This window comes from Sagittula sp. MA-2, assembly GCF_030126985.1.
Lineage (GTDB): Bacteria > Pseudomonadota > Alphaproteobacteria > Rhodobacterales > Rhodobacteraceae > Sagittula.
This window is the reverse complement of sequence record NZ_CP126145.1, coordinates 2779795-2803228: the sequence shown is the minus strand read 5'-3', so window position 1 is coordinate 2803228 and position 23434 is coordinate 2779795. Positions and strand designations below refer to the sequence as shown.

Genomic DNA, 23434 nt, shown 5'->3' with positions numbered 1-23434 from the left:
CGCGTGTCCCGGCCAGCCGCCAACAGGATGGACATCGACATGACCGACATACAGGTCCTCGCCGTCAGCGCGCGGACGGTCTCTCTTCTATTGTGCCCGCCGGGGACGCGGTTCGCCTTGCCGGAATCGGTCCGCTGGACGCTGCTGGACGAACAGGGCGTGCCGCTCGGGTCCGGGACGCAGACGGTCTGCGCGCTGTTCCTCGACGGCCTGTCGCCGGAGAGCGGCTACCGGCTGGAGACCTCCATCGGCACGCTGGACTTCGTAACCGAAGCCTGCACGGGGCTGGTGGAGGCCAGTGACCATGGTGTTTCGACCGATGCGTCGGACAACGCGCAGGCCTTTGCCCGCGCCGTGGCCGCCGTGCCGGATGGAGGCACGCTCAGGGTAGGGCCGGGGCGCTACCCGACCGGGCCGGTGTTCCTGAAGCCGCGCATGACGCTGCTTCTGGAAGACGGCGCGGAACTTTACGGGATCGCGGACCGCAGCGACTGGCCGAAACTCGACGCTCTTGACCCAGAGAGTCGCGTCCTCGGGACGTGGGAAGGCGTGCCGGAGCGATGCTTCGCCGCAGTTGTGACGGCGGTGGAGTGTGACGGGCTGACGATCACCGGCCGCGGCACCATCGACGGCGGCGGCGACCGGGGCGACTGGTGGACGTGGCCGAAGGAGACGCGGGATGGCGCGCGGCGCCCGAGGGCGCTGCAACTGATCCGCTGCCAAGACGCGCGGCTGACCGGCCTCACGGTGCGCAATGCGCCGTCTTGGACCGTGCACCCGGTGTTCTGTCGAAGCCTGCACGTCTCGAACCTGCGGATCGAGAATCCGCCCGACAGCCCCAACACCGACGGCCTCAACCCCGAAAGCTGCGAGGGGGTGGAGATCGCCTGCGTCGACTTCTCCGTCGGTGACGACTGCATCGCGGTCAAGGCGGGCAAGCGCGTGCCCGGCGGCAACAACAGTCACCTCGCGCCGTGCAGGGATCTGAACATTCATCATTGCCGCATGGCGCGCGGCCATGGGGCGGTGGTGCTGGGGTCGGAGATGTCCGGCGGGATAGAGGACGTGACCGTTCACGCCTGCGCCTTCGACGCCACCGACCGCGGGCTGCGCATCAAGACGCGGCGGGGCCGGGGCGGGTTTGTCCGGCGGGTCCGCTTCTCCGACGTCGAGATGACGGACGTGCCGACACCGCTCGCGGTCAACGCCTTCTATTTCTGCGACGCGGACGGCAAGGACGACCGGGTCCAGTCCCGCGCACTGGCCCCGCGCGACGCGGGCACGCCCGAGATATCGGACATAACCTTCACCGATGTGACGGCGACGGGGGTGACGGTTGCCGCCGCGGCGGTGCTGGGCCTGCCGGAGGCGCCGGTGCGGGGTCTCACGCTGACACGCTACCGGGTATCCTTTGACGCCAACGCCGCGCCGGATGTGCCGCTGATGGCGCTGCACGTCCCGGAACTGCGCAACGCGGCCCTCTGGTCGGACTTCGCCGAGGTCGCGGGCGCGCCGGAGATCATGAACGAGAGGGAAGAGGCGCCATGCTGATGGAGTATTTCGACGCGTTCGCCCGCGATTACCGCGCCTACAAGGGCGGCGCGTGGTGTTACGAGGACGGCTGCGTCTATCGCGGGCTGGAGCTTTTGCACAGAGCCACGGGCGATCACGTCTGGCTGGACCACCTGCTGCGGCTGATCTCGCCCCAGGTCGGGCCGGGGCCGTCGCTCGCCGGATACAGCCAGAGCGAGTACAACATCGACCACGTCATGGCAGGGCGCGCGCTTCTGTATCTCGACGAGGTGACGGGCGATCCGCGCTGGCTCGACGCGGCGGGGCTGCTGGCAGGGCAGCTCGAAACGCACCCGAGGACGCGCTCCGGCGTGTGGTGGCACAAGCTGCGCTACCCTTGGCAGGTCTGGCTCGACGGTCTCTACATGGGCGCGCCCTTCGCCGTGGGATACGGGTTGCGCACCGGCGACGCCGCCATGGTGGAGGACGCCCTGAAACAGGTGGATACCGCGCTGGAAATGACATGGGTGCCGGAGACCGGACTTTACGCCCATGCCGTCGACGAGGTGCGCAAGCAGCCCTGGGCCGACGCGGTGACCGGCCACAACCCGGCACATTGGGCGCGGGCGCTGGGGTGGCTGGGCATGGCGCTGGTCGATCTGCGCGACCTTGCCGGACCGGCACGCTTTGCCCCGCTCGAAGCACGGGCCACTGACCTTCTTTCGCGGATAGGTGCGCTTCGGCAGGAGGGCGGGCTTTGGCTGCAGGTCGTGGATCGCCCTGACCTGCCGGGCAATTACGAGGAGGCCTCGGCCTCTGCCATGTTCACCTACGCGCTCTTGCGGGCGCGGGCGCTTGGGCTCTGGACGGGCGATGCGGAGGGCCTTCCCGATCTGCTGGTTCGGCGTGTCCTGCGCGACGGGCCGGACGGTCCCCGCATGGAGGACATCTGCCAGGTCGCAGGGCTGGGGATGTTCGAGGGACGGTTCCGCGACGGGTCCGCCGAATACTACCTGACCGAAGCGCGGGTTCCGGACGACGCCAAGGGGGTCGGGCCGCTCATGATGGCGGTGGCGGAAAACCTACTGGCGGAAGAGGCGGGTGCCCGGGAGCGCGTGCGCGCATGATCCCTGACCGCCTGGCAAAGGCGCGGGTCTTGGGCGACTGGCCAGAGGAGGCCGTCGAAGGTCCGGTGATCGAGGTGTCTCCGGACGGGCCGGTCAGCGACATACAGACCGCCATCGACCTCTGCCTGACCGGACGGACAGAGTTCGGCACGGCCCGGCGTGAGATCCGCATCGTGGCGGGCTTCTACCCAGGGCCGGTTGTGATCCCCGAGGGCGCGCCGCCGCTGACCCTGCGGGGCGATGGCCCGCGGGAGGTGATCGTCGCCGCACGTATAGATGCGCAGATGCCGGGCGAGGAATACGCGCGCCGTTTCGGTCCGCGGATCAGGGCGATGCACTGCGACAGCCGCGCACACTTCGAACGGATCGCCGCGCGGGAGGTCATCTCCACCGGCAACAGCGGCGTGCTGACCGTATTGGCCGAGGGCTGCCGCATCGAAGGCATGACCCTGCGCAACGATTATGCCTGCGACCGCGCCGCGGCCGCGCCTGAGGGCGCCTCACATGATATGGACGGGCGTTTTGCCGAAGGGCAGCACCAGGCCGTCGCGCTGCACTTGGCGGCGGACAGGGTCGCGCTCCACAACGTGCACCTGTCGTCCTTTCAGGACACCCTCTACCTTCAGGCGCCGCAAGGGCGCCCGGTGCCGCGTATCCATGTCTCGGACAGCCTGATCGAGGGTGATGTCGATTTCATCTTCGGCGGCGCGACGGCCTTTTTCGAGGGGTGCGAGGTCCGGTCACGGGGCGCACGCGGCGCATCGAACTGGGCCACGGCCCCGTCCACGGCGCTCTCTTCGCCTTATGGGTTCGTCTTTCACCGCTGCGCGTTCCGCCATGACGGGGCGGAGGCGTGCGCGAACGGGGGATGCCGCCTTGGCCGGCAATGGTTCGAAGGGGTGCGCGCCTCTCCCTACACCGATCCGGAGGTCCGGCTGGCGGACAGGTCCTTCGCCGAAGGGGGCGAGAAGGGCATCAGCCGTCGCACGCTGGGGGCGGTGGGCAAATGCGCGCTGGTCGCGTGCGAAATCGGGCCTCACATAAACCGGGAGGCGCCGTGGGACGACTGGGGCGCGCCTGGCACAGCGCGCCACCGACCGGTGCAGCCCGGCAGCGATGCGTTTCTTGAGCACCTGCAGGACTGGCTGCGCGACCGGGCGCCGGGGTTCGAGAGGCCGGAACCGTCCGAACCCTGGCTGGAGATCATCGACTGCCGCTGGCTCTAGGCGTCAGGGCAGGGGGATGTGTTCATCCCTGTCGGCGGGCGGCAGGTCGAACATGCCCTTGCCCCAATGCGCCGCGCGCCACTCTTCCTTGGCGGCCTCGATCCTGTCGCGGGAGGAGGCCACGAAGTTCCACCAGATGTAGCGCGGGCCGTTGAGGGTTTCTCCGCCCAGGGCCATCAGGCGCGCCCCTTCCGGCCCGGCCTCGACGGTGATCGCGTCGCCCGGGCGGAAGACCATCATGCGGCCTGCCTCGAAAACCTGGCTGGCCACGCGGACCGATCCGGTCGAGACATAGATGCCCCGGTCCTCGTGATCGTCGGGCAGGGGAAAGCGGGCGCCGGCCTCCAGCGTCACGTCCAGATAGAAGGTGTCGGAATAGAGCGTGGCGGGCGCCGTGGCTCCGAAGGCACGGCCAAGGATCAGCCGGGCCGCGACACCGCCGTCGTTGAACTCTGGCAGGCTGGCCTTGCCGTGGTGCTCGAACACCGGGTCGCTGTCTTCGCGATCCTCGGGCAGGGCGATCCACGTCTGGATGCCGAACAGGCTGTTGGGACCGGATCGGCCCTCGGCGGAGGTCCGTTCCGAATGCGTGACGCCCTTGCCCGCGATCATCCAGTTCAGCTCGCCCGGGCGGATGACCTGGTCGGCGCCGGTGGAGTCGCGGTGGTGGAAGTCGCCGCGGTAAAGGTAGGTGACGGTGCCGAGCCCGATGTGGGGGTGGGGCCGGACGTCGACGCCTTGGCCAGTCAGAAACTCCGCCGGGCCGGCCTGGTCGAAGAAGATGAACGGGCCGACCATCTGGCGCTGTGGGGCGGGCAGGGCGCGCCGCACCTCGAAGTCGCCGAGGTCGCGTGCCCGGGGTACGATGACCGTTTCGATGGCGTCGGGGCCCGCGTCGTCGGGATGGCCCGGGGTCAGATTCGGATTCCAGCTCATGTCAGTGGCTCCTGTGGGACTGTCGACCGTGGAAAGATGATAGGCGTGCCGAGGGCGCGTGGCGACTCACGGATGCTGCGCGGGAACAAACACTTGACCCCCGCTCGACGCGAACAATACAATCTTTTGAAAACATGTCGCGCGTAAAGAAATATGTGCGAATTCGCGGCGGGTCCGGGTGACGGGGTGCGGTTGCGACGGGACGAGGGGATCAGCAATGTCGGACCAGAGAATTCGGAACATGGAGCAATTCGCCACGGTCTGCGGCATCTCCCGCCCCACGTTGTCGAAGTACTTCCACGACCCGTCGAGCGTGCGCAAATCGACCCGCCAGAGGATCGAGGATGCGCTCGAGGAATTCGACTACCGGCCCAACATCTTCGCGATCAACCAGAACCGGAAACTGACGAAGAACGTGGGCATCGTGGTGCCCTATCTCGCCGACCCGTTCTTTGCGGAGATCGCACGCAATATCGAGACCATGGTGATCGAGGCGGGCTTCCGTCCGATCCTGCTGTCGTCGCACGGCAGCACCAGCCAGGAGATCGAGAATCTCGACAGCCTCCGGTCGATCAAGCCCGCCGGGGTGCTGATGGCGCCGCTTGGCCGGGCATCGGACCGCGACGCGGTGGAGGCCTTTTGCAGGGATGTGCCATCCGTCCTGTTCGACAGCAATATCAGTGGTTTGGGTGATGCTTTTGTGGGTCACGACAATCTGCAGGCCACCACATTGATCTGCGACTACCTGTGCCGTACCGGGAGTTCGCCGGCATTCTTCGAGATGCGCACCCCGACCAACCCGAACGCCTACCGGAGGCGCAAGGCCTACTCCGAAGCGATGGAGCGCGAGGGGCATCCCGTGCACCTTCTGCAGGTCGAGGGCGAGGACTGGGAGTTCGAGCGGATCGGCTACGAAGGCGGGCTGAAGCTGATCGAAGAGCGCGCTCTGCCCTCGGACACCATCCTGTGTTCGAACGACCGTCTCGCCATCGGGCTGCTGGCGGCCGCCTACGAGAAGGGCCTGCGCGTGGGGCGTGGATTCGGCACCTCGTTGCGCATTGCCGGACACGACGATCACCCGTTTTCGCGCTACACCTGCCCGTCGCTCACCACCGTCAGCCAGGACTACACCGCAATCGCAGAACGCAGCGTCGACCTGCTGTTCAAGCTGATAGACGGCGGCGAACGCACTGAAATCCGCCGGGAAATCCTGTTCGAGGGCAAACTTGTCATGCGAAACTCTGCGTAAAGTTTCTGCGTTGCGGCAAGAAAGAAATTTACGGGAGTAAAGAAATGGATTGACGGAGTGCGACACTTGGTCTTAGCTGTTGCCAGTTCGATCCAAGAGACCAAGGGAGGAAATTGGATGAAACTGAAGAGCGCACTGTTCGCAGTGAGCGCGCTCGTTTCTGTTGCCGCCACCGCGGCCACGGCCGAGACGCTGACCATCGCGACCGTCAACAACGGCGACATGATCCGGATGCAGGGTCTGACGAGCGATTTCACCGAAAAGACCGGTCATGAAGTGGAGTGGGTCACCCTCGAGGAAAACGTGCTGCGCCAGCGCGTGACCCAGGACATCGCCACCAAGGGCGGCCAGTTCGACATCATGACCATCGGCATGTACGAGACGCCGATCTGGGCCAAGAACGGCTGGCTCGTGGCGCTGGACGACCTCAGCGACAGCTATGACGCCGACGACATCCTTCCCGCCATGCGCGACGGCCTGTCCTACGACGGCACGCTCTACGCGGCACCGTTCTACGGTGAATCGTCGATGATCATGTACCGCACCGACCTGATGGAAGAGGCCGGTCTGGAAATGCCCGACGCCCCGACCTGGGACTTCGTGAAGGAAGCGGCCGAGGCGATGACCGACAAGGACGCCGAGATCTACGGCGTCTGCCTGCGCGGCAAGGCCGGCTGGGGCGAGAACATGGCCTTCCTGACCGCCATGTCCAACTCCTTCGGCGCGCGCTGGTTCGACGAGGACTGGACCCCGCAGTTCGACAGCGAGGCATGGTCCCAGACCCTGAACTTCTACCTCGACCTGATGAACAACTACGGTCCTCCGGGCGCGTCCACCAACGGCTTCAACGAGAACCTCGCGCTGTTCCAGCAGGGCAAGTGCGGCATGTGGATCGACGCCACCGTGGCGGCCTCCTTCGTGACCAACCCCAACGACTCCACCGTGGCGGACAAGGTCGGCTTCGCGCTGGCACCGGACGCCGGCAACGGCAAGCGGGGCAACTGGCTCTGGGCATGGGCACTGGGCATCCCGGCAGGCACCGCCAAGGAAGCCGCAGCCAAGGAGTTCATCGAGTGGGCGACCTCGAAGGATTACATCGAGCTCGTGGCCGAAAACGAAGGCTGGGCCAACGTTCCCCCGGGCGCGCGTACCTCGCTCTACGAGAACCCGGAGTACCAGAAGGTGCCGTTCGCCAAGATGACCCTGGAGAGCATCAACTCCGCCGACCCGCTTGAGCCGACTGTGGACCCGGTTCCGTACCAGGGCGTGCAGTTCGTAGCGATCCCCGAGTTCGCCGGTATCGCAACCCAGGTCGGACAGGAATTCTCGGCAGCGCTGGCAGGCCAGCAGTCGGCAGAAGAAGCGCTGGAAAAGGCGCAGTCGATCACTGCCGAGGAAATGGAAGCCGCAGGCTACTAAGGCCTCCTCCCGGTCCGGGGGCGACCGCTGCAGGTTGTCCCCGGGCCAATTGCTACAACACATATTCCATTCATGAACGTTCCGCGCGGCTGCCGTGCCGCCGGTGAGGGAGGACGTCACATGGCAACGCAACATTCGCGATCCGCCGCGCGGCTGATGATGGCACCCGCCGTCGTGCTGCTTCTGGGCTGGATGCTCGTACCCCTGCTGATGACGCTGTATTTCTCGTTCAAGACGTACCTGCCGCTGCGCGGTGGCGATCTTGGCTGGGCCGGTTTCGAGAACTACGTGCGTTTCGTGACGTCCAGCGCCTTCTGGCCCTCGGTCCTCACCACTCTGATCATCGTCGGCGGCGTGCTGGTCATCACCGTGGTGCTGGGGGTCTTCCTGGCGCTGCTCCTCGACCAGCCGATGTGGGGGCAGGGGATTGTCCGACTGCTTGTCATCGCGCCGTTCTTCGTCATGCCGACCGTGTCGGCGCTGGTCTGGAAGAACATGTTCATGGACCCGGTGAACGGCCTGTTTGCCCACCTCTGGAAATTCTTCGGAGCGACGCCGGTCGAATGGCTCTCCAACGCCTCGATGACCTCGATCATCATGATCGTGTCCTGGCAGTGGCTGCCCTTCGCGACGCTCATCCTTCTGACCGCGATCCAGTCGCTCGACAGTGAGCAGCTCGAGGCGGCAGAGATGGACGGCGCGCCCGCGCACTCCCGGTTCACCTACATCATCCTGCCGCACCTTGGCCGGGCGATCACCATCGTGATCCTGATCCAGACGATCTTCCTGCTGTCGATCTTCGCGGAAATCTTCGTCACCACCCAAGGGTCGTTCGGTACCCGGACGCTGACCTACCTGATCTTCCAGCGCGTGCTGGAAAGCCAGAACGTCGGTCTCGGCTCTGCCGGGGGTGTCTATGCCATCATCCTTGCCAACATCGTCGCCATCTTCCTGATGCGCATCGTCGGCAAGAACCTGGACGCGTGAGGGAGGACGTATCATGGCTCGCGCAGTCACAAGCCAGCGCAAGGCGCTGAACACCGCAATCGCCTGGGGGATCGGCCTGCTGATCTTCTTCCCGATCCTCTGGACCATCCTGACCAGCTTCAAGACAGAGGCGCAGGCCATCTCCGATCCGCCGGTCTTCCTCTTCTTCGACTGGACGCTGGAGAACTACGGGGTGGTGCAGGAACGCTCCAACTACATGCGGTTCCTGTGGAACTCGGTGATCATCGCGGGCGGGTCGACCATACTCGGGATCATCATCGCGGTGCCTGCCGCGTGGTCGATGGCCTTCGTGCCCTCGCGGCGGACAAAGGACATCCTGCTCTGGATGCTCTCCACCAAGATGTTGCCGGCGGTCGGCGTGCTCTACCCGATCTACCTGCTGTTCATCAAAATGGGCCTTCTGGACACCCGTATCGGCCTGGTCATCGTGATGATGCTCATCAACCTGCCGATCATCGTCTGGATGCTCTACACCTACTTCCGCGAAATCCCGGGCGAGATCCTGGAAGCCGCGCGGATGGACGGCGCCAGCCTGAGGGAAGAGATCCTTTACGTTCTGACGCCGATGGCGGTGCCGGGGATCGCGTCGACGCTGCTCCTGAACTTTATCCTCGCCTGGAACGAGGCGTTCTGGACCCTGAACCTGACCGCGGCGAAGGCGGCCCCGCTGACGGCCTTCATCGCCAGCTACTCCAGCCCCGAAGGGCTGTTCTACGCGAAACTCTCGGCGGCGTCCGTCATGGCCATCGCCCCGATCCTGATCATGGGCTGGTTCAGCCAGAAACAACTTGTCCGCGGCCTGACGTTCGGCGCGGTGAAATAAGCGAGGGGGGAGAAGAAACATGGGACGTATCCAACTGAAATCGGTCAAGAAATCCTTCGGGGATGTGACCGTCATCCCGCCGCTCGACCTGGACATCGAAGATGGTGAGTTCGTCGTCTTCGTCGGCCCCTCGGGCTGCGGCAAATCCACCCTTCTGCGGCTGATCGCCGGGCTGGAGGACGTCACCGGCGGCCACATCCAGATCGACGGGCAGGACGCCACATCGCTGCCGCCCGCGAAGCGGCGGCTGGCGATGGTGTTCCAGTCCTACGCGCTTTACCCGCACATGACGGTGCGCAAGAACATCGCCTTCCCGATGAAGATGGCGGGCGTGCCTGAAGATGAACAGAAGCGGCGCATCGACGCCGCCGCTAAGGCCCTGAACCTGAAGGACTATCTGGAACGGCGTCCGGGGCAACTGTCGGGCGGGCAGCGTCAGCGCGTGGCCATCGGCCGTGCGATCGTGCGCGAGCCCGCCGCCTTCCTCTTCGACGAACCGCTGTCGAACCTCGACGCGGCGCTGCGCGTAGGGATGCGGATGGAGATCAGCGAGCTTCACAAGAAGCTGGCCACCACGATGATCTACGTGACCCACGACCAGGTCGAAGCCATGACCATGGCCGACAAGATCGTGGTGCTGCGCGCGGGCCATATCGAGCAGGTGGGCTCTCCGCTCGAGCTATACCGCGAGCCGCGCAACCTCTTCGTCGCCGGGTTCATCGGCTCGCCGAAGATGAACCTCATCGACGGTCCGGAGGCCGCCAAGTACGACGCCCACACCATCGGCGTCCGGCCCGAGCACCTTCAGGCCTCGACCGAGTCCGGGACTTGGAAAGGCGTTGTCGGCGTGTCTGAGCACCTTGGCTCCGACACCTTCCTGCATATCCACGACAGCGGCTTGGCCGAGACGATCACCCTGCGCGTGGGTGGCGAGTTCGGTCTGCGTCATGGCGATACCGTCTGGATGACCCCTGAACCCGACAAGATCCACCGCTTCGACGCCAAGGGCCTGCGCATCGCATGAAAAGACTGGACGGAAAATCCGCGCTGATCACCGGAGCGGCGCGTGGCATCGGCAAGGGGTTTGCCGAAGCCTACCTGCGCGAGGGCGCCACCGTGGCCATCGGTGACATCGACATGGCGGCGGCCGAGGCCACGGCGGCGGAACTGGGGGAGGGGGCCTATGCCATCCACCTCGACGTGACCCGGCAGGAGAGCATCGACGCCGCCATCGCCGGTGTGGTCGAGCGCGCGGGCAAGCTCGACATCCTCGTCAACAACGCTGCCGTGTTCGACGCAGCCGAGACGGTGGACATCACCCGCGACAGCTATGACCGGCTTTATGCGATCAACGTGGCGGGCACGCTCTTCACCATGCAGGCGGCGGCAAAGCAGATGATCGCGCAGGGGCAGGGCGGCAAGATCATCAACATGGCATCGCAGGCCGGGCGGCGGGGCGAAAGCCTCGTGCTGGTCTACTGCTCCACCAAGGCGGCGGTGATCTCGATGACGCAATCCGCCGGACTGAACCTGATCAAGCATGGCATCAACGTGAACGCCATCGCGCCGGGCGTGGTGGACGGCGAACACTGGGTCCACGTCGATTCCATGTTCGCCAAGCTGGAGGGCAAGCCGCTCGGCCAGAAGCGCCGCGAGGTCGAGGCGAGCGTGCCCGCGGGCCGCTATGCCGTCCCCGGCGACCTGTCCCCCATGGCCGTTTTCCTCGCGTCGAGCGACTCCGATTACGTGGTGGCCCAGACCTACAACGTCGACGGCGGCCAGTGGATGAGCTGACCGCAGAGCGGCCCCTTTATTGACCTGTCGGGAGGCGCGGCCTCCCGCCCATCCCTGAGAGGTTCCCATGGCGACCAGACTTTGTGACGCCAACCTGTCCGATTTGCCTGCGGCCATCGCGCGCCCCACCTACGACCGGAGCGCGGTGACGCCCGGCATCGTGCATATCGGACTGGGCAATTTCCACCGCGCGCATCAGGCTTGGTATCTCCATCGTCTGATGCAGCAGGGCGAGGCGCTTGATTGGGGCATCATCGGTGCCGGCGTCCGTCCCTACGACGAGGCGCAGCGCCGGAAGATGGCCGCGCAGGACTACCTGACCACGCTGATCGAGCTCGACCCTAAGGGCACCTCCGCCGAGGTGGTGGGCTCGATGATCGGCTATGTGCCCATCGAAGAGGGCAACGGCGCGCTGATCGCGCAGATGGCCGATCCGGCGATCCGTATCGTCGCGCTGACCGTCACCGAAGGCGGCTATTACCTCGATCCGGCGACCAAGAAGTTCGATCCGTCCCATCCGGACATCCAGCACGACGTCGCCCACCCCGACGCGCCCCGGACTGCCTTCGGCGCCATGGTGGCGGCGCTGCGGCGGCGCCGCGATGCGGATATCCCGGCCTTCACCTGCCAGAGCTGCGACAACCTTCCCGGCAATGGCGAGATCATGCACATGGTCATTGTCTCGCTCGCCCGCCTGATGGATGCTGGTCTGGCCGACTGGATCGAGGCGAATTCCGCCTTCCCGAACTCCATGGTCGACTGCATCGTGCCCGCCACCGGGCCGAAGGAGCTGGCGCTGGTGCAGGATTTCGGCGTCGACGACGCCGTGCCGGTCACGCATGAGAACTTCCGCCAGTGGGTGATCGAGGACAAGTTCTGTGCCGGTCGTCCGGCATGGGAGAACGTCGGCGCCACGATCACCGACCTCGTCCACGACTACGAGGCGATGAAGTTGCGCATCCTGAACGGCGGCCATCAGGTCATCGCCGCTCCTGCGGAGATCCTCGGGATCGAGACCATCCACGAAACGATGGAGCATCCACAGATCAAGGGACTCTTCCGCAAGATCGCGCTGGAGGAGATGGCGCCGCATATCCACGCCGTCCCGGGCATGACGCCCGAGGCCTATGTCGACCTGATCGACGAACGCTTCTCCAACCCGAAGATCGCCGACACCGTGCGGCGCGTGGCCTTCGACGGCTCTTCGCGCCATACCGGGGCGGTGCTGCCGCAGATCCGCGACGCCGTGGCCAAGGACACGCCGCTGGACGGGCTGGCCCTGTCGCAGGCGCTTTGGGCACGGATGTGCGCAGGCACGCGGGAGGACGGGTCGGAGATCATCGCGAACGATCCCGTCTGGGACGACCTCAAGGCGGCGGCAACGGCCGCGAAGGATGACCCCTCCGCCTGGCTCGCGCAGCGCCATTTCTACGGCGCGCTCGCGGACGATCCACGGTTCACTGCGGCCTTCGACAAGTGGCTGCGCATGCTCTGGTCGGGCGGGGTGGTGGCCACGTTGAAGACCTACCTGGCCTAGGCCGGTCCGTGGCGCGCCGCCGATGTCCTCCGGCGGTTGGCATGGCGCGCGCTTTGCGCAATACCCTCCTGACGCGACGCGCCCCTGTGCGGCGCCGATGACAATCGGTGCCGCCGTCAGGCCGGGCGCAGACTGGGGGAGACCATGACCGACGCCGTCCTTGCCCTGAACACCGGCTCTTCGTCGGTGAAGTTCTCGGTGGCCCCGGCCTCTGCGCCCGGGGCGTCGCTGCTCTGGGGCGCGGCGGAGCGTCTCAGCACCGAAAAAGCGATGATTACGCTCCACAGCCACGACGGCAGCAGGCAGGAGCAGTCCGTCCCCGGCGCCACCCATGCCGATGCCCTCCAGCGCCTTCTGGCCATCCTGCAGACGGATCGCCCGGACCTGCGGATGACCGGCGTCGGTCACCGGATCGTGCACGGCGGGCACAGGTTCACCGCGCCGGAGCCGGTCACGCCGGAGGTGCTGGCGGCGCTTGAGGACATCGTCCCCCTCGCGCCGCTCCACCAGCCACACGGGATCGGCGCGATCCGGGCGGCGCAGGACCTGTTCCCCGACGCCCGCCACGTCGCCTGCTTCGACACGGCCTTCCATGCGGGAAAGCCCTTCGAACACGACGCCTACGCCCTGCCGCGCCCCTACTATGACGAGGGCATCCGCCGCTACGGATTTCACGGGCTGGCGTGCCAATCGATCTGCACGGCGCTCCGAGCAGAGGGCTTCCCCCTGGACACCACGCGCCTCGCCATCGCGCACCTGGGCAATGGCTGCTCCGTCACCGCGGTCGAGAACGGGCGGTCAAAGGCCACAAGCATGGGCTTTTCCGTGCTCGACGGGCTGACCATGGGCACCCGCTGCGGCGCGCTGGACCCCGGCGTGATCCTGCACCTCCTGCGCACCGGCCATTCGGCGGAAGAGATCGAGACGCAGCTATATTACCGCTCCGGCCTGCTGGGGCTTTCTGGCCTGTCGGGCGACATGCGCGACCTGACCGCCTCGGACCGGCCGGAGGCCGCGGAGGCCGTATCGCATTTCGTCGCCCGCGTGGTCGGAGAGGTCTGCCGTGCGGCGGGGGCCATGGGCGGCCTCGACGTTCTGGTCTTCAGCGGTGGCATAGGCGAGAACGCGGCCCCGATCCGCACAGCGATCATGCAAGGCCTCGCCTTCCTGCCGGGCAGGGACGGCAGCGGTGTTGAGACGATGGTGCGCGCGGCAAGGGAGGAGGACGTGCTGCTCCGGGCCGCGGCGCAGGTCTCGAAAGGCCGATGAACCCAACGAAGCCGGCATTGCCTCCACCGTGTTTCACGGGCTGAAAAGCGCCCTCTTCGCGAGCGTGGCAACAATCGGTTGCACCGCGACGCGGATCGGGGGCAAACACCGCCATATCGCGCAGCAACACTTCGGGAGTCATGCGCACTCAGGCCTACCATACCGTCGGAACCGACGTCCGAAAGGCCGCACGCCTCTCTTTCGCACCGATGATGGATAGGACGGGTTGATCCTAAACCCGATCCACCAAATGCCGAGACTGAACACCTAGAGCTTCCGCACTTCCATCGTGCTCACGAGATGGTGTCGCAAACTGATTTGATCGCTATTGAGCTCAAGTATGCGCCCCATTTTGCAGTTGCCAATACCCGCCTTTCAATTCCATGAGCTGGTCATGCGTGCCGGTTTCGCGCACATTTCCGTTTTCCATATAGACGATCATATCCGCATCGCGGATGGTCGACAGACGATGTGCGATGACAAAGCTTGTCCGGCCCTGGCGCAACTCTGCCATGGCCTTTTGGATTTGCATTTCCGTCCGGGTATCGACCGAGCTTGTGGCTTCGTCGAGGATGAGGATCGGGGCATCGAGCAGAAAAGCCCGCGCAATCGTCATGAGCTGACGCTGCCCCTGTGACAGACCGCCGCCGCCATTCTCGAGAACCGTGTCATAGCCGTCCGAAAGCGTGCGTACGAAGTCATCCACATGACAGCGTTTGGCGGCCGCGATGACCTGCTCTCGGCTGACATTTGTGCGCCCGTAGGCAATATTGTCATGGACCGTGCCGGTGAAAAGCCATGTGTCCTGCAACACCATCGCCATGGCACGCCGCAATTCCCTGCGAGACATCCCTGCGATATCTGCGCCATCGAGCCGGAGTATGTGGCCGACGTGGCCATGAGCGGGTGGGATGCGATGATCCTGCGCTGCACCGAGCCGGGCAATTCCTGAATGCAGGAATAGGCAAGTTTTACCGAGCTTTGAGCATTCAGTCGCAGGCGCCACTGACTAGGTTGAAGCTCGAAGCGAGGGCCATGCCCCGGAACGGATCAGGGCAACCCGTGGCTGTTCCTTCAGACCGGGACACGGCCTCTGCTTCGCCCCTGAATGTGACCCTTCCCCGGAGGATGTCTGCGTCGCGCGATAGCTCATGCTCCCGCATGTCCGAATGCCGCGGCGCGGCCCGAATCCTCGCGGGGCTCAAATCAAGAGGCCTGTAGCATGACCGAACCGAACGACACCCCCAACACGTCCCGCCGCGCCTTTCTGGCACTCACTGCGGCTGGCCCGGCAGCCCTCTCTCTCGGTGGAGCAGCCTCTGCACAGACGGCGACAGCCGAAACCAGTTTACCCGGTAGCGGCCGCGCCGCCATCGTAACCGGATCGTCTCGAGGGATCGGCGCGGCCACGGCCAGACGGCTTGCCCGAGACGGCTATGCGATCACTGTCAACTGCCTTGTCAATACCGATCTAGCCGCGCAGGTCGTCGCCGAGATCGAAGCCGAAGGCGGGCGTGCGATCTGGCGACAGGCGGACGTGGCCGACCCGGATGCAATGCGCGCCCTGTTCATGGCCAACGAAGAGGCGTTCGGCGGGGTCGATGTCGTTGTCGGCAACGCAGGCATCATGAATGTTAGCCCATTTGCGGATATGACCGACGCCGCGTTCGATCGCATGATCGCCACCAACGTGACGGGGGGATTCAACACACTTCGCGAGGCGGCGCGCAATGTGCGCGACGGCGGCCGCATCATAACCTAGTCATCGGGCATCGTTCGGCAAACCCCTCCGGCCGCCGCAGCCTATGCTGGCACAAAAGCGGACCTGCAGATCTATGCACGTGTTCTGGCAAAGGAGCTTGCTGGCCGAAACATCACGGTCAATGCGGTCGCACCGGGTGCTGTGGACACCCAACTGCTGCGCCAACACGGCGAAGAAGCCCTCCGAGGTATTCCCGAGGCCACGCCGCTGGGCCGGCTAGGGCAACCCGAGGACATTGCCGACGTGATTGCCATGCTCTGTTCTGAAGGCGGAGGCTGGGTCAATGGAGAAACCGTATATGCAAATGGGGGCCTGAATTGATGCGCGACGGGCCAGAGGCACTTCGAGCGAGAAACAGCGGGACGTGCTGTCGCGACGGGGTGCATCCAGTTGGGCAGGAACCCTGCCGATAACGAGATCTGCAGGGATCGTTTTCAACATACCAATCACAGGAAAGCCGAGGATGCTGACCCTTATCGAAGATGAATTTTCACGTTTCATGACCGAGGACGACGGCCTGCCAGTCGTCATGCTAAATCTGCTCCGGTTCCGACCCGACGGAGGGCGAGAGCAATACGCCGCATATCTTGAGGTCGCCGCTCCGCTTCTTGCCAAATACGGAGCGGAAATCGACTATGTCGGACAGGGGCTGCCGGCCCTCTCCGCAGAAAGCGGTCAAGCCTGGGACGCAGTGGCTCTGGTGCGCTACCCCAGTCGAGCTGCCTTCGCGGACATGGTTCAGGACAGCGATTACCGGGACAAGGCCGGCCCTCTGAGAGAGGCGTCGCTTGCCGAGGCCGTTCTTCAGCCGATGCGAGGGCAGGACTGAGACAAGGCCAGCCGTCGCGACGAGCAAGGCGTCGGGACATGAAGTTCCAAAGCGTCGGGCGGCATTCCCGGCAGGGGGGCGAAACGGCCCCTCCTACCGGGACCGTCTCAGAATTGCCAGTTGGCAGGGACCCAGGCGTAACCCGTGTCGGTGCGCAGGATGTGCCCGAGGCCGGGGAAGGGGAAGTGGAAACCCAGCACCAGCGTCCGCTCGGCGGCCGCGCGGTCGAAGATCCGCTGGCGCGAGGCAGCGGCGGTTTCCTTGTCCCGATCCGGGCCGGGACGCCACGGCTCGTTGATATTGACCACAGGGTGATAGGCGAGATCGGCTGTCAGCAGCAGCTGGTCATCGCCGGAATGGACTAGGAATGCGGCCATGCCCGGCGTGTGCCCCTCAGCAGGAACGGTCGAAAGGCCCGGCAGCACTTCGGCCCCAGCTAGGTAGAGTTCAATGTCCTGAGCATAGGGCTCGACGCTGGCCTTGATGTTTGCGCCAAAGCGGTCGCGAAAATCTTGCGGCACTGGCATGTAGGAGAGATCGGGCTCGGATTCGACGAAGAAGGCCCAGTCGGGCTGTGGCACCATCACCGTGGCGCGCGCGAAGGCACGGGATCCGTCCGGCGTGCGCAGGTTGCCGACATGGTCGGGGTGGGTGTGCGAGATCACGATGACGTCGATGTCTTCTGCGGTCAGCCCCAGCGCCTCTAGGTGTCGGAAAAGGCGGCCTCCTTCAGGTCCCATCGTCGGGCCGGCTCCGGCTTCGAGCAGGACACGACGCCCGTCGATCTCGAGCAGCAGCGTGTTTAGGTTCAGTGTCATGCGATCCGTCGGCAGAAAGGTCCGACGCAGGACTTCTTCCAACTCGGCTTCGGGCGCGTCGCCGGCATACACTGTCGGCGGCCCGCCGATGTTACCGTCCGAGACGATCGTGGCTGCGATGTCACCGACGCGGAAGTGGTAAATGCCGCTGTTCCAATCCCTCTGCATCGCGCCGGTCTCTGCGCGGGCGAGGGGCGCGGCGCCGGGGAGAAGCAGTGCGCCGGAGGCGCCGGCAGCGGCTGTAAGCATGATCCTGCGACGGTTTATCCTGAGCATGGTGTTCCTTTCTTGTTTCTGCGGTCAGAAGCACGGTTAGTCAGCACTTGTGGTGAGATGACATCGAGGCGCCGCTGGTATAACCCGGACAGAGTCGAGCAAGCTGTTCGGAAAAAGAGATCAATGCCACCTGTTCGTCTGGATCACCTCGAAACCTTCGCCCTCGTGGTGCGCGCGGGCGGGTTTCGCGCTGCAGCGCGCGAACGTGGCGTGGCCTCTTCGGTCGTCAGCCAGACCGTGGCGACGTTGGAGCAGGCCGTCGGACTGCGCCTCCTGAACCGGACGACGCGCAGCGTGGCGCCGACGGAGGCGGGAACGCGACTGCTCGCCCGTCTTGACCCCGCCCTGGCCGACATCCGCCTCGCGCTGGCCGAAATAGACCAGCTGCGCGACCGTCCGTCAGGGACGCTGCGCATCAACGCACCAGCCCCCGCAGTGGACCATGTGCTCTGCCCGCTGGCCTTCGCCTTCATGGCCGAGTATCCGGATGTGAATGTCGAATTCGTCAGCGACGCGGCCATCGTCGATATCGTGGCACAGGGCTATGACGCCGGGGTGCGGTTCGGCGAACATCTGGCGCAAGACATGATCGCTGTGCCGCTGGGGCAGCCGCTGCGCTATGCGATTGTGGCCACGCCGGAGTATCTCGCCGGGAACGGAAGGCCCCGCGCGCCGGCCGACCTTGTGGGGCACAGCTGCATCCGGCGCCGTTATCCCGGAGGGACCATTGCCGAGTGGCATTTCGAGAAGGGCGGCAAGGTGGTGGAGATCGAACCCCAGGGGCGGCTGACGCTCAATTCCGCGCATCAGGAGCTTCAGGCGGCACTGGCCGGGCAGGGGATCGCCCATGTCTTCGAGGATTATGCTCGGGCGGCCATCGACGAGGGGCGGCTGGTCGAGGTTCTCGCGGACTGGAGCCCACGCCTGCCGAGTTGGTATCTATACTATCCCAACCGTCGACACAGCAGCGCGGCGATGCAGGCCTTCCTTGGTTTCGTCCGACGCTCCAACCGGCCAACGGCCGCGCGCACGGATCCATGACCAGGCCCTCGCACAACCTCACGACCATCCCCGACTGAGATGAACCGGTCTGTTGTACGTCAAGATACGGGCGCGCCTCGGGCCGACTGGGCGATGTCGTTGCGCAGAGCTCTGAAGCGCCGGAGATGACCCACCAACGCCCGCAGTTTGGGGGGCATGTTGCGCCGCTGCGGAAAGTAGAGAAAGAAACCAGGAAAGGCGGGAAGGAATGCGTCCAGCAACGGAACGAGAGAACCGGTGTCGAAATGCTCCTTCAAGCATTCCTCCGGGGCAAAGGTGATCCCCGCGCCTGCAAGGGCCATCCGGATCATGAGGCGCAGGTCGTTCGTGGTGAATCCGGGATTCACTGCCACGTCGAACGGCTGATTGTTCTCGACGAATTCCCAGCGGTGTGGGGCAAGCTCCGGCGCGCGGCGCCAGCCGATGCAGAGGTGATCGACCAGCTCGCGCGGATGAGCCGGGATGCCATGCGCGGCCAGATATGCCGGGGACGCTGCGGCGCGCTCCTGCTGGTCTCCACCAACCGGCACCGCGATCATGTCCTTCTCGATAACCTCGCCAAGTCGGACGCCGGCATCGAAGCCATGAGCGACGATGTCGAATTCCTCGTCCGTCACCATCACATCCACCGTCACGTCCGGGTGGCTCCGTACGAAATCTGCCAGGAGCGGGCCCGAGAGGAATGGCTCGGCAATCGAGGTGGCCGTCAGCTTGAGATGTCCGCGCGGTATGTCCTGTGCCACGGCGGTATCAAGCGCCCCGCCGATTTCGGTTAGCGGCGCCTGCAGCGCAGCAACAAGAGCCGCACCCGCCTCGGTCAGGTGGACCGAGCGGGTGGTGCGCAGGACGAGCGCGGTTCCCAGCTGGTCTTCAAGCCGCCGGATGGACTGGCTCACGGCAGAGCGCGTGACCCCCATCCGGTCGGCCGCAGCGCGGAAATTCCGCTCTTCTGCGACGGCGATCAAAAGCGGGAGGAGGTTGAGGTCCATGCTGATTGTCCAGTTTGACTAACCATAGCATCAAGTCGAAAGGCCCTACAAGCGACAGCGAAGCGCCGCCACCTTGTCCTCAAAGGCAGGATAAAGCGAAACGAAGGAGTTTCACATGGACGAGGTCATTCTCATTACCGGCGCCTCGAGCGGCATCGGAGAAGGTATCGCACGGGCATTGGGCGCGGCAGGTGCAAAGCTGTTGCTTGGTGCGCGGCGCACGGACCGGCTTGCCGCGATTGCTGAGGACATCAATGCCAACGGCGGCACCGCCGAATACCGCACCCTCGACGTCACAAGCCGCGAGGAGATGGCCGCCTTCGCCGCCAGCGCCCTCGAACTCTGGGGCCGCATCGACGTGCTGGTGAACAACGCCGGCATCATGCCGCTGTCGCCGATGTCCGCGGGCAAGCAGGACGAGTGGGAGCGCATGGTGGACGTGAACATCAAGGGCGTGCTCTGGGGCATCGGCGCTGTGCTTCCGGTTATGGACCGTCAGAACGCCGGCCAGATCATCAACATTGCCTCCATCGGCGCGCTGAATGCGGTACCGACGGCGGCCGTCTATTGCGGAACGAAATTCGCTGTCCGTGCGATCTCGGACGGGTTGCGGCAGGAGAGCCCTCATATCCGGGTGACCTGCGTGAATCCGGGTGTCGTCGAAAGCGAACTGGCGCAGACGATCACGCATGAAGAGACGATGGCCTTCATGGATGAATATCGCGCGATCGCCCTTCAGCCCACGGATATCGGAAGACTGGTGCGCCATGTCATCGAAAGCCCTGAAAATGTGGGCGTAAACGAGATCACCGTGCGCCCGCAGGGGCAGCAGGGATGAGCTGCGAAGTCCTTTCAAAACCCCTCACCCTCAAGAAGGAGAGGCACTTTGAGACGATCCATCCGCAGTAGTGTCTTTCGATCCATGCTGGTAGCCGGCGCCTGCGCCGCCACGGCCGTACCGGCCCTGGCTGAGCAATCGGACACGTCCGGACGAAACGCGGCCCTCGTGCGCCAGGTCTTCGACAGCTGGGCGGCGGGCGGCAGCGTTTTCGACCCGCTGCTTGCGCCGGACGTGCGTTGGACCATTAATGGCTCCGGCTCTCTGGCGGGCACCTGTGAAGGCCGCGACAGCTTTCTGGAAGATGCTTCCTTGTCTCTAGTCAGCCGCCTGTCCTCGCCGGTCGTGCCCGACGTCCACGCCATCTGGGCGGTGGAGGACACGGCGATCGTCCGCTTCGACGGGTCAGCAACCACCACCTCCGGTGCGACCTGTGAAAACCAGTTCGTCTGGATTTTCCGGCTCGAAGACGAGCGTTTCGTGGAAGCCGAGGTCTTCCTCGATCTCGCGGCCTATCAGGAGGTCGTCGAGAACAACGAGCCGGTCACGGACTGACCGGAGAGTGCGGCGCATTTCAAGACCGAGCCGTTTTCCACACCCTGTTTGAAAGAGACCACCATGCAGAAAAAACTTGCCTCCGCCGTTGCCCTGGCCCTTGTGGGGCAACCGTCCGTTGCAGCCGCTGACAGCGCTGGGGCAGATCACCCCTATGTCGGCATGTGGCACACCGATGACGGCAGGGTTCGCCATGAACTCCTGCCGAATGGTCGCTACGACGAGGCGCGCGGGACCCGCGAGAGCGCCTACCAAGGGCGCTACGAAGTGAACGGGAACTACATCCAATACTGGGATGACACCGGCTTCACGGCCGATGGTACCTTTGTCGATGAGGACACGCTGCATCACGGCGGAATGATCCTCCGGCGACAGTAACAGGGCCCGAAGGACGACGCTGCGGCCGGGCCGGGCCAAAACCATGCCGGTCCGGGAGGGCGTGTATTTGTAAAGCGTGCGCAGGCTCACGCCGGCGGCATGGCGGAAGTTCACGATGGAAGGCTTTGCGAAGCCGCCACAGGCAGTGGCTTGCTCAAGTCCGGCGGATGTCTTGCTCATCGTTCTGCCATGCTTATCCATTATCTAGATTTCTCTGGAAAAACGAGCTGCCGATCCACGTCTCCATTATTTCGACCAGCAAAACCTACGCGAAGCTGCGCTCAGGCCTGAGCATCAGGCGAGGCCCTCCGAGACAAAGGATCGTTTCGCAAGCCAATCTAGGAAAATGCGCAGGCGTGGAGTGAGCTGCCGGTCCCGAGGGTAGAGTGCGATTATCGGTGTGGGTGGCGGCGTATAGGCGGACAAGACCTCGACCAGCCGGCCGGCGGCGATGTCGGCGGCGAGGTGGTAGCGCGGAACCTGGATCAGGCCGAGGCCAAGGCGGGCGGCTTCAACCATCGTCTCGGCCCCGGTCGTGATCAGTGCGGCCGGCAACGGTCGCGTCACTTCCCGGCCGTTCAGGGTGAAGGCAAGGTCCATTGTTACACCCGTCTTCGAGGAAAGAAACGCCACAACCTTGTGCCCCTCAAGATCGTCTGGGGTTTCGGGAATGCCGTGGCGGTCCAAGTAGGCGGGCGCGGCGGCGACTGCTTCAGGAAGTGTTCCCAGACGGCGCAAGATGAGTTCGCTGTCCGCTGGCTCTCCCACTCGGATCACGCAGTCGACGCCCTCCCGGATCAGGTCGACCAGCCGGTCCCCCTCGGACAGCACGAGCGCAAGCTCGGGGTTCTCTGCTAAGAAATCCGGCAGGCCCGGCAGCAGGAAATGCCGGGCCAGGGTGCCATGCACATCGACCCTGAGCCGCCCGCGGACGGCTCCATTTGAGAAGGCGGACTCTGCATCCTCGACCTCCGAAACGATGGACACGCAGCGCCGCTGCCAAGCCTCACCGTCGAGCGTCGGGGCAACCACGCGGGTTGTCCGGTCGAGCAGCCGCACCCCAAGCCGTGACTCCATCCGCTTGATCACTTCCGTGACCGTCGAGCGGGGCAGGCCGAGGCTTTCGGCCGCACGGCGGAAGCTTCGCGTCTCGGCCACGCGGATGAACACGCGCATTTCGTCGAACCGATCCATTGTTCGTCCTTATCGAATTCTACGTCCAAAATGGAACATATTATTCAAGAAGAACGATAGCCCATCTTTCTTTGGACGTAGACAAAACCAGTCAAGGAGCCATCGATATGACAGAACGCACAAGAACAGCCCTCGTCACCGGCGCCTCGCGTGGGATCGGCGCCGCCATCGCGACGCGCCTGGCCGCCGAAGGTTTCGCGGTGGTCGTGAACTATGCCGGCAACGAGGCGGCCGCGAACGAAACGGTGGCAAAGATCGAGGCGGCTGGCGGCCGCGCCGTTGCCGCCAGGGCCGACGTGGCCGCCCCTGTCCAGGTGGCGGAGCTCTTCGACCGGACCGAGGCCGCCTTTGGCGTGCCTGACATTCTGGTGAACTCTGCCGGCATCATGCAGCTTGCGCCCCTCGCCGAATGCGAGGACGAGATGTTCGACCGCATCGTCGCGACAAACCTGAAAGGCACGTTCAACGCATTGCGCGAGGCGGCGCGGCGTATGCCGAGCGGCGGGCGTATCGTGAACGTCTCCACCTCCGTCGTGGGCCTAAAGATGCCGACCTACGGCATCTACGCCGCCACCAAGGCCGCGGTGGAGGTGATGGGCGACATCCTTTCGAAGGAGCTTCGAGGGCGCAACATCACCGTTAATTCCGTGGCGCCCGGACCTACGGCTACGGCGCTTTTCCTGGATGGAAAGACCGACAAGCAGGTCGAGGGTCTGTCAATGGCAAACCCGTTGGAGAGGTTGGGCCAGCCCGAGGACATTGCAGGCGTCGTGGCCTTTCTGGCCGGTCCGGACGGCGGCTGGATCAACGGCCAGACCCTGCGCGCGAATGGCGGCATGGTATGAGGGAGACCG

The 23434-nt window shown here is 64.9% G+C and carries 22 protein-coding genes and 1 pseudogene; 18 read left to right on the top strand and 5 right to left on the bottom strand.

Features of this window, described 5'->3' with window-relative positions:
- The first annotated feature begins 39 nt into the window (after window positions 1–39).
- The 3 genes from QNI11_RS13630 to QNI11_RS13620 are packed head-to-tail and all read left to right on the top strand — an operon-like array spanning window position 40 to window position 3865.
- A complete protein-coding gene (locus tag QNI11_RS13630) occupies window positions 40–1551 on the top strand; it encodes a glycoside hydrolase family 28 protein (protein ID WP_283980541.1) in 1512 nt (503 codons plus the stop codon).
- Complete coding sequence (locus tag QNI11_RS13625; RefSeq protein ID WP_283980540.1) at window positions 1545–2639, top strand: glycoside hydrolase family 105 protein; 1095 nt, start codon at window positions 1545–1547, stop codon at window positions 2637–2639. The genes QNI11_RS13630 and QNI11_RS13625 overlap by 7 nt, the downstream gene beginning before the upstream one ends.
- Window positions 2636–3865, top strand: a complete 1230-nt coding sequence (locus tag QNI11_RS13620) for a pectinesterase family protein (protein ID WP_283980539.1) — start codon at window positions 2636–2638, stop codon at window positions 3863–3865. Before QNI11_RS13625 ends, QNI11_RS13620 begins: the two co-directional genes overlap by 4 nt.
- Before the next feature lie 3 nt (window positions 3866–3868).
- On the opposite strand, the gene QNI11_RS13615 is transcribed toward QNI11_RS13620, so the two are convergent.
- Window positions 3869–4801, bottom strand: coding sequence for a pirin family protein (locus QNI11_RS13615; RefSeq protein ID WP_283980538.1), 933 nt, complete (start codon window positions 4799–4801; stop codon window positions 3869–3871).
- Between the two features lie 217 nt (window positions 4802–5018).
- Here QNI11_RS13615 and QNI11_RS13610 point away from each other — a divergent pair, with 217 nt between their 5' ends.
- The 8 genes from QNI11_RS13610 (at window position 5019) to QNI11_RS13575 (ending at window position 13900) form a co-directional block, all read left to right on the top strand.
- Complete coding sequence (locus QNI11_RS13610; protein ID WP_100930058.1) at window positions 5019–6050, top strand: LacI family DNA-binding transcriptional regulator; 1032 nt, start codon at window positions 5019–5021, stop codon at window positions 6048–6050.
- 117 nt (window positions 6051–6167) lie between these two features.
- Entirely contained in the window at window positions 6168–7469 is a 1302-nt protein-coding gene (locus QNI11_RS13605) for a sugar ABC transporter substrate-binding protein (protein ID WP_100930059.1), read from the top strand.
- A gap of 120 nt (window positions 7470–7589) precedes the next feature.
- Entirely contained in the window at window positions 7590–8456 is an 867-nt protein-coding gene (locus QNI11_RS13600) for a carbohydrate ABC transporter permease (RefSeq protein WP_100930060.1), read from the top strand.
- A 13-nt stretch (window positions 8457–8469) separates the two neighbouring features.
- The gene (locus QNI11_RS13595) at window positions 8470–9300 is read left to right on the top strand and encodes a carbohydrate ABC transporter permease (RefSeq protein ID WP_100930061.1); all 831 of its coding nucleotides are present in this window, start codon (window positions 8470–8472) and stop codon (window positions 9298–9300) included.
- A 19-nt stretch (window positions 9301–9319) separates the two neighbouring features.
- Window positions 9320–10324: an ABC transporter ATP-binding protein gene (locus QNI11_RS13590; RefSeq protein WP_283980537.1), complete on the top strand. Its 1005-nt coding sequence runs from the start codon at window positions 9320–9322 to the stop codon at window positions 10322–10324.
- Window positions 10321–11094, top strand: coding sequence for an L-iditol 2-dehydrogenase (locus QNI11_RS13585; protein WP_283980536.1), 774 nt, complete (start codon window positions 10321–10323; stop codon window positions 11092–11094). The genes QNI11_RS13590 and QNI11_RS13585 overlap by 4 nt, the downstream gene beginning before the upstream one ends.
- A gap of 67 nt (window positions 11095–11161) precedes the next feature.
- The gene (locus QNI11_RS13580; RefSeq protein ID WP_283980535.1) at window positions 11162–12631 is read left to right on the top strand and encodes a mannitol dehydrogenase family protein; all 1470 of its coding nucleotides are present in this window, start codon (window positions 11162–11164) and stop codon (window positions 12629–12631) included.
- Window positions 12632–12775: 144 nt separating this feature from the next.
- Window positions 12776–13900 carry an acetate/propionate family kinase gene (locus QNI11_RS13575; RefSeq protein WP_283980533.1) on the top strand — a complete coding sequence of 375 codons (1125 nt, stop codon included), beginning with the start codon at window positions 12776–12778 and terminating at the stop codon, window positions 13898–13900.
- 334 nt (window positions 13901–14234) lie between these two features.
- Here the strand turns inward: QNI11_RS13575 and QNI11_RS13570 are convergent, their stop codons facing one another.
- Entirely contained in the window at window positions 14235–14906 is a 672-nt protein-coding gene (locus tag QNI11_RS13570) for an ABC transporter ATP-binding protein (protein ID WP_283980532.1), read from the bottom strand.
- 216 nt (window positions 14907–15122) lie between these two features.
- On the opposite strand from QNI11_RS13570, the pseudogene QNI11_RS13565 reads away from it, so the two are divergent.
- Window positions 15123–15983, top strand: a pseudogene (locus QNI11_RS13565) (SDR family oxidoreductase).
- Between the two features lie 142 nt (window positions 15984–16125).
- Window positions 16126–16491 (top strand): DUF1330 domain-containing protein, encoded by a 366-nt coding sequence (locus QNI11_RS13560; RefSeq protein ID WP_283980531.1) that lies wholly within the window; start codon window positions 16126–16128, stop codon window positions 16489–16491.
- Between the two features lie 107 nt (window positions 16492–16598).
- Here the strand turns inward: QNI11_RS13560 and QNI11_RS13555 are convergent, their stop codons facing one another.
- On the bottom strand, window positions 16599–17585 hold the full coding sequence (locus QNI11_RS13555) for an MBL fold metallo-hydrolase (protein ID WP_283980530.1): 987 nt from the start codon (window positions 17583–17585) through the stop codon (window positions 16599–16601).
- A gap of 123 nt (window positions 17586–17708) precedes the next feature.
- Here QNI11_RS13555 and QNI11_RS13550 point away from each other — a divergent pair, with 123 nt between their 5' ends.
- On the top strand, window positions 17709–18626 hold the full coding sequence (locus QNI11_RS13550) for a LysR family transcriptional regulator (protein ID WP_283980529.1): 918 nt from the start codon (window positions 17709–17711) through the stop codon (window positions 18624–18626).
- A 59-nt stretch (window positions 18627–18685) separates the two neighbouring features.
- Here the strand turns inward: QNI11_RS13550 and QNI11_RS13545 are convergent, their stop codons facing one another.
- On the bottom strand, window positions 18686–19615 hold the full coding sequence (locus tag QNI11_RS13545; RefSeq protein ID WP_283980528.1) for a LysR family transcriptional regulator: 930 nt from the start codon (window positions 19613–19615) through the stop codon (window positions 18686–18688).
- Window positions 19616–19730: 115 nt separating this feature from the next.
- On the opposite strand from QNI11_RS13545, the gene QNI11_RS13540 reads away from it, so the two are divergent.
- The 3 genes from QNI11_RS13540 to QNI11_RS13530 all read left to right on the top strand — a co-directional run bounded on the left by QNI11_RS13540 (window position 19731) and on the right by QNI11_RS13530 (window position 21386).
- Window positions 19731–20453, top strand: coding sequence for an SDR family oxidoreductase (locus tag QNI11_RS13540; protein ID WP_283980527.1), 723 nt, complete (start codon window positions 19731–19733; stop codon window positions 20451–20453).
- Window positions 20454–20501: 48 nt separating this feature from the next.
- Complete coding sequence (locus QNI11_RS13535) at window positions 20502–21008, top strand: nuclear transport factor 2 family protein (protein ID WP_283980526.1); 507 nt, start codon at window positions 20502–20504, stop codon at window positions 21006–21008.
- A gap of 63 nt (window positions 21009–21071) precedes the next feature.
- Window positions 21072–21386, top strand: coding sequence for an Atu4866 domain-containing protein (locus tag QNI11_RS13530; protein ID WP_283980525.1), 315 nt, complete (start codon window positions 21072–21074; stop codon window positions 21384–21386).
- Window positions 21387–21680: 294 nt separating this feature from the next.
- Here QNI11_RS13530 and QNI11_RS13525 read toward each other — a convergent pair whose 3' ends face one another.
- The gene (locus QNI11_RS13525; protein WP_283980524.1) at window positions 21681–22580 is read right to left on the bottom strand and encodes a LysR family transcriptional regulator; all 900 of its coding nucleotides are present in this window, start codon (window positions 22578–22580) and stop codon (window positions 21681–21683) included.
- 107 nt (window positions 22581–22687) lie between these two features.
- Between QNI11_RS13525 and QNI11_RS13520 the strand changes: the two genes are divergently transcribed.
- Complete coding sequence (locus tag QNI11_RS13520; RefSeq protein ID WP_283980523.1) at window positions 22688–23425, top strand: SDR family oxidoreductase; 738 nt, start codon at window positions 22688–22690, stop codon at window positions 23423–23425.
- Window positions 23426–23434: the final 9 nt, after the last annotated feature.

Coding starts and splice junctions, on each gene's coding strand:
- QNI11_RS13555 (WP_283980530.1), bottom strand. CDS start 17,585: ATGCTCAGGATAAACCGTCGCAGGATCATGCTTACAGCCGCTGCCGGC.
- QNI11_RS13605 (WP_100930059.1), top strand. CDS start 6,168: ATGAAACTGAAGAGCGCACTGTTCGCAGTGAGCGCGCTCGTTTCTGTT.
- QNI11_RS13585 (WP_283980536.1), top strand. CDS start 10,321: ATGAAAAGACTGGACGGAAAATCCGCGCTGATCACCGGAGCGGCGCGT.
- QNI11_RS13600 (WP_100930060.1), top strand. CDS start 7,590: ATGGCAACGCAACATTCGCGATCCGCCGCGCGGCTGATGATGGCACCC.
- QNI11_RS13560 (WP_283980531.1), top strand. CDS start 16,126: ATGCTGACCCTTATCGAAGATGAATTTTCACGTTTCATGACCGAGGAC.
- QNI11_RS13625 (WP_283980540.1), top strand. CDS start 1,545: ATGCTGATGGAGTATTTCGACGCGTTCGCCCGCGATTACCGCGCCTAC.
- QNI11_RS13630 (WP_283980541.1), top strand. CDS start 40: ATGACCGACATACAGGTCCTCGCCGTCAGCGCGCGGACGGTCTCTCTT.
- QNI11_RS13550 (WP_283980529.1), top strand. CDS start 17,709: ATGCCACCTGTTCGTCTGGATCACCTCGAAACCTTCGCCCTCGTGGTG.
- QNI11_RS13530 (WP_283980525.1), top strand. CDS start 21,072: ATGCAGAAAAAACTTGCCTCCGCCGTTGCCCTGGCCCTTGTGGGGCAA.
- QNI11_RS13575 (WP_283980533.1), top strand. CDS start 12,776: ATGACCGACGCCGTCCTTGCCCTGAACACCGGCTCTTCGTCGGTGAAG.
- QNI11_RS13525 (WP_283980524.1), bottom strand. CDS start 22,580: ATGGATCGGTTCGACGAAATGCGCGTGTTCATCCGCGTGGCCGAGACG.
- QNI11_RS13590 (WP_283980537.1), top strand. CDS start 9,320: ATGGGACGTATCCAACTGAAATCGGTCAAGAAATCCTTCGGGGATGTG.
- QNI11_RS13520 (WP_283980523.1), top strand. CDS start 22,688: ATGACAGAACGCACAAGAACAGCCCTCGTCACCGGCGCCTCGCGTGGG.
- QNI11_RS13615 (WP_283980538.1), bottom strand. CDS start 4,801: ATGAGCTGGAATCCGAATCTGACCCCGGGCCATCCCGACGACGCGGGC.
- QNI11_RS13540 (WP_283980527.1), top strand. CDS start 19,731: ATGGACGAGGTCATTCTCATTACCGGCGCCTCGAGCGGCATCGGAGAA.
- QNI11_RS13595 (WP_100930061.1), top strand. CDS start 8,470: ATGGCTCGCGCAGTCACAAGCCAGCGCAAGGCGCTGAACACCGCAATC.
- QNI11_RS13545 (WP_283980528.1), bottom strand. CDS start 19,615: ATGGACCTCAACCTCCTCCCGCTTTTGATCGCCGTCGCAGAAGAGCGG.
- QNI11_RS13610 (WP_100930058.1), top strand. CDS start 5,019: ATGTCGGACCAGAGAATTCGGAACATGGAGCAATTCGCCACGGTCTGC.
- QNI11_RS13580 (WP_283980535.1), top strand. CDS start 11,162: ATGGCGACCAGACTTTGTGACGCCAACCTGTCCGATTTGCCTGCGGCC.
- QNI11_RS13620 (WP_283980539.1), top strand. CDS start 2,636: ATGATCCCTGACCGCCTGGCAAAGGCGCGGGTCTTGGGCGACTGGCCA.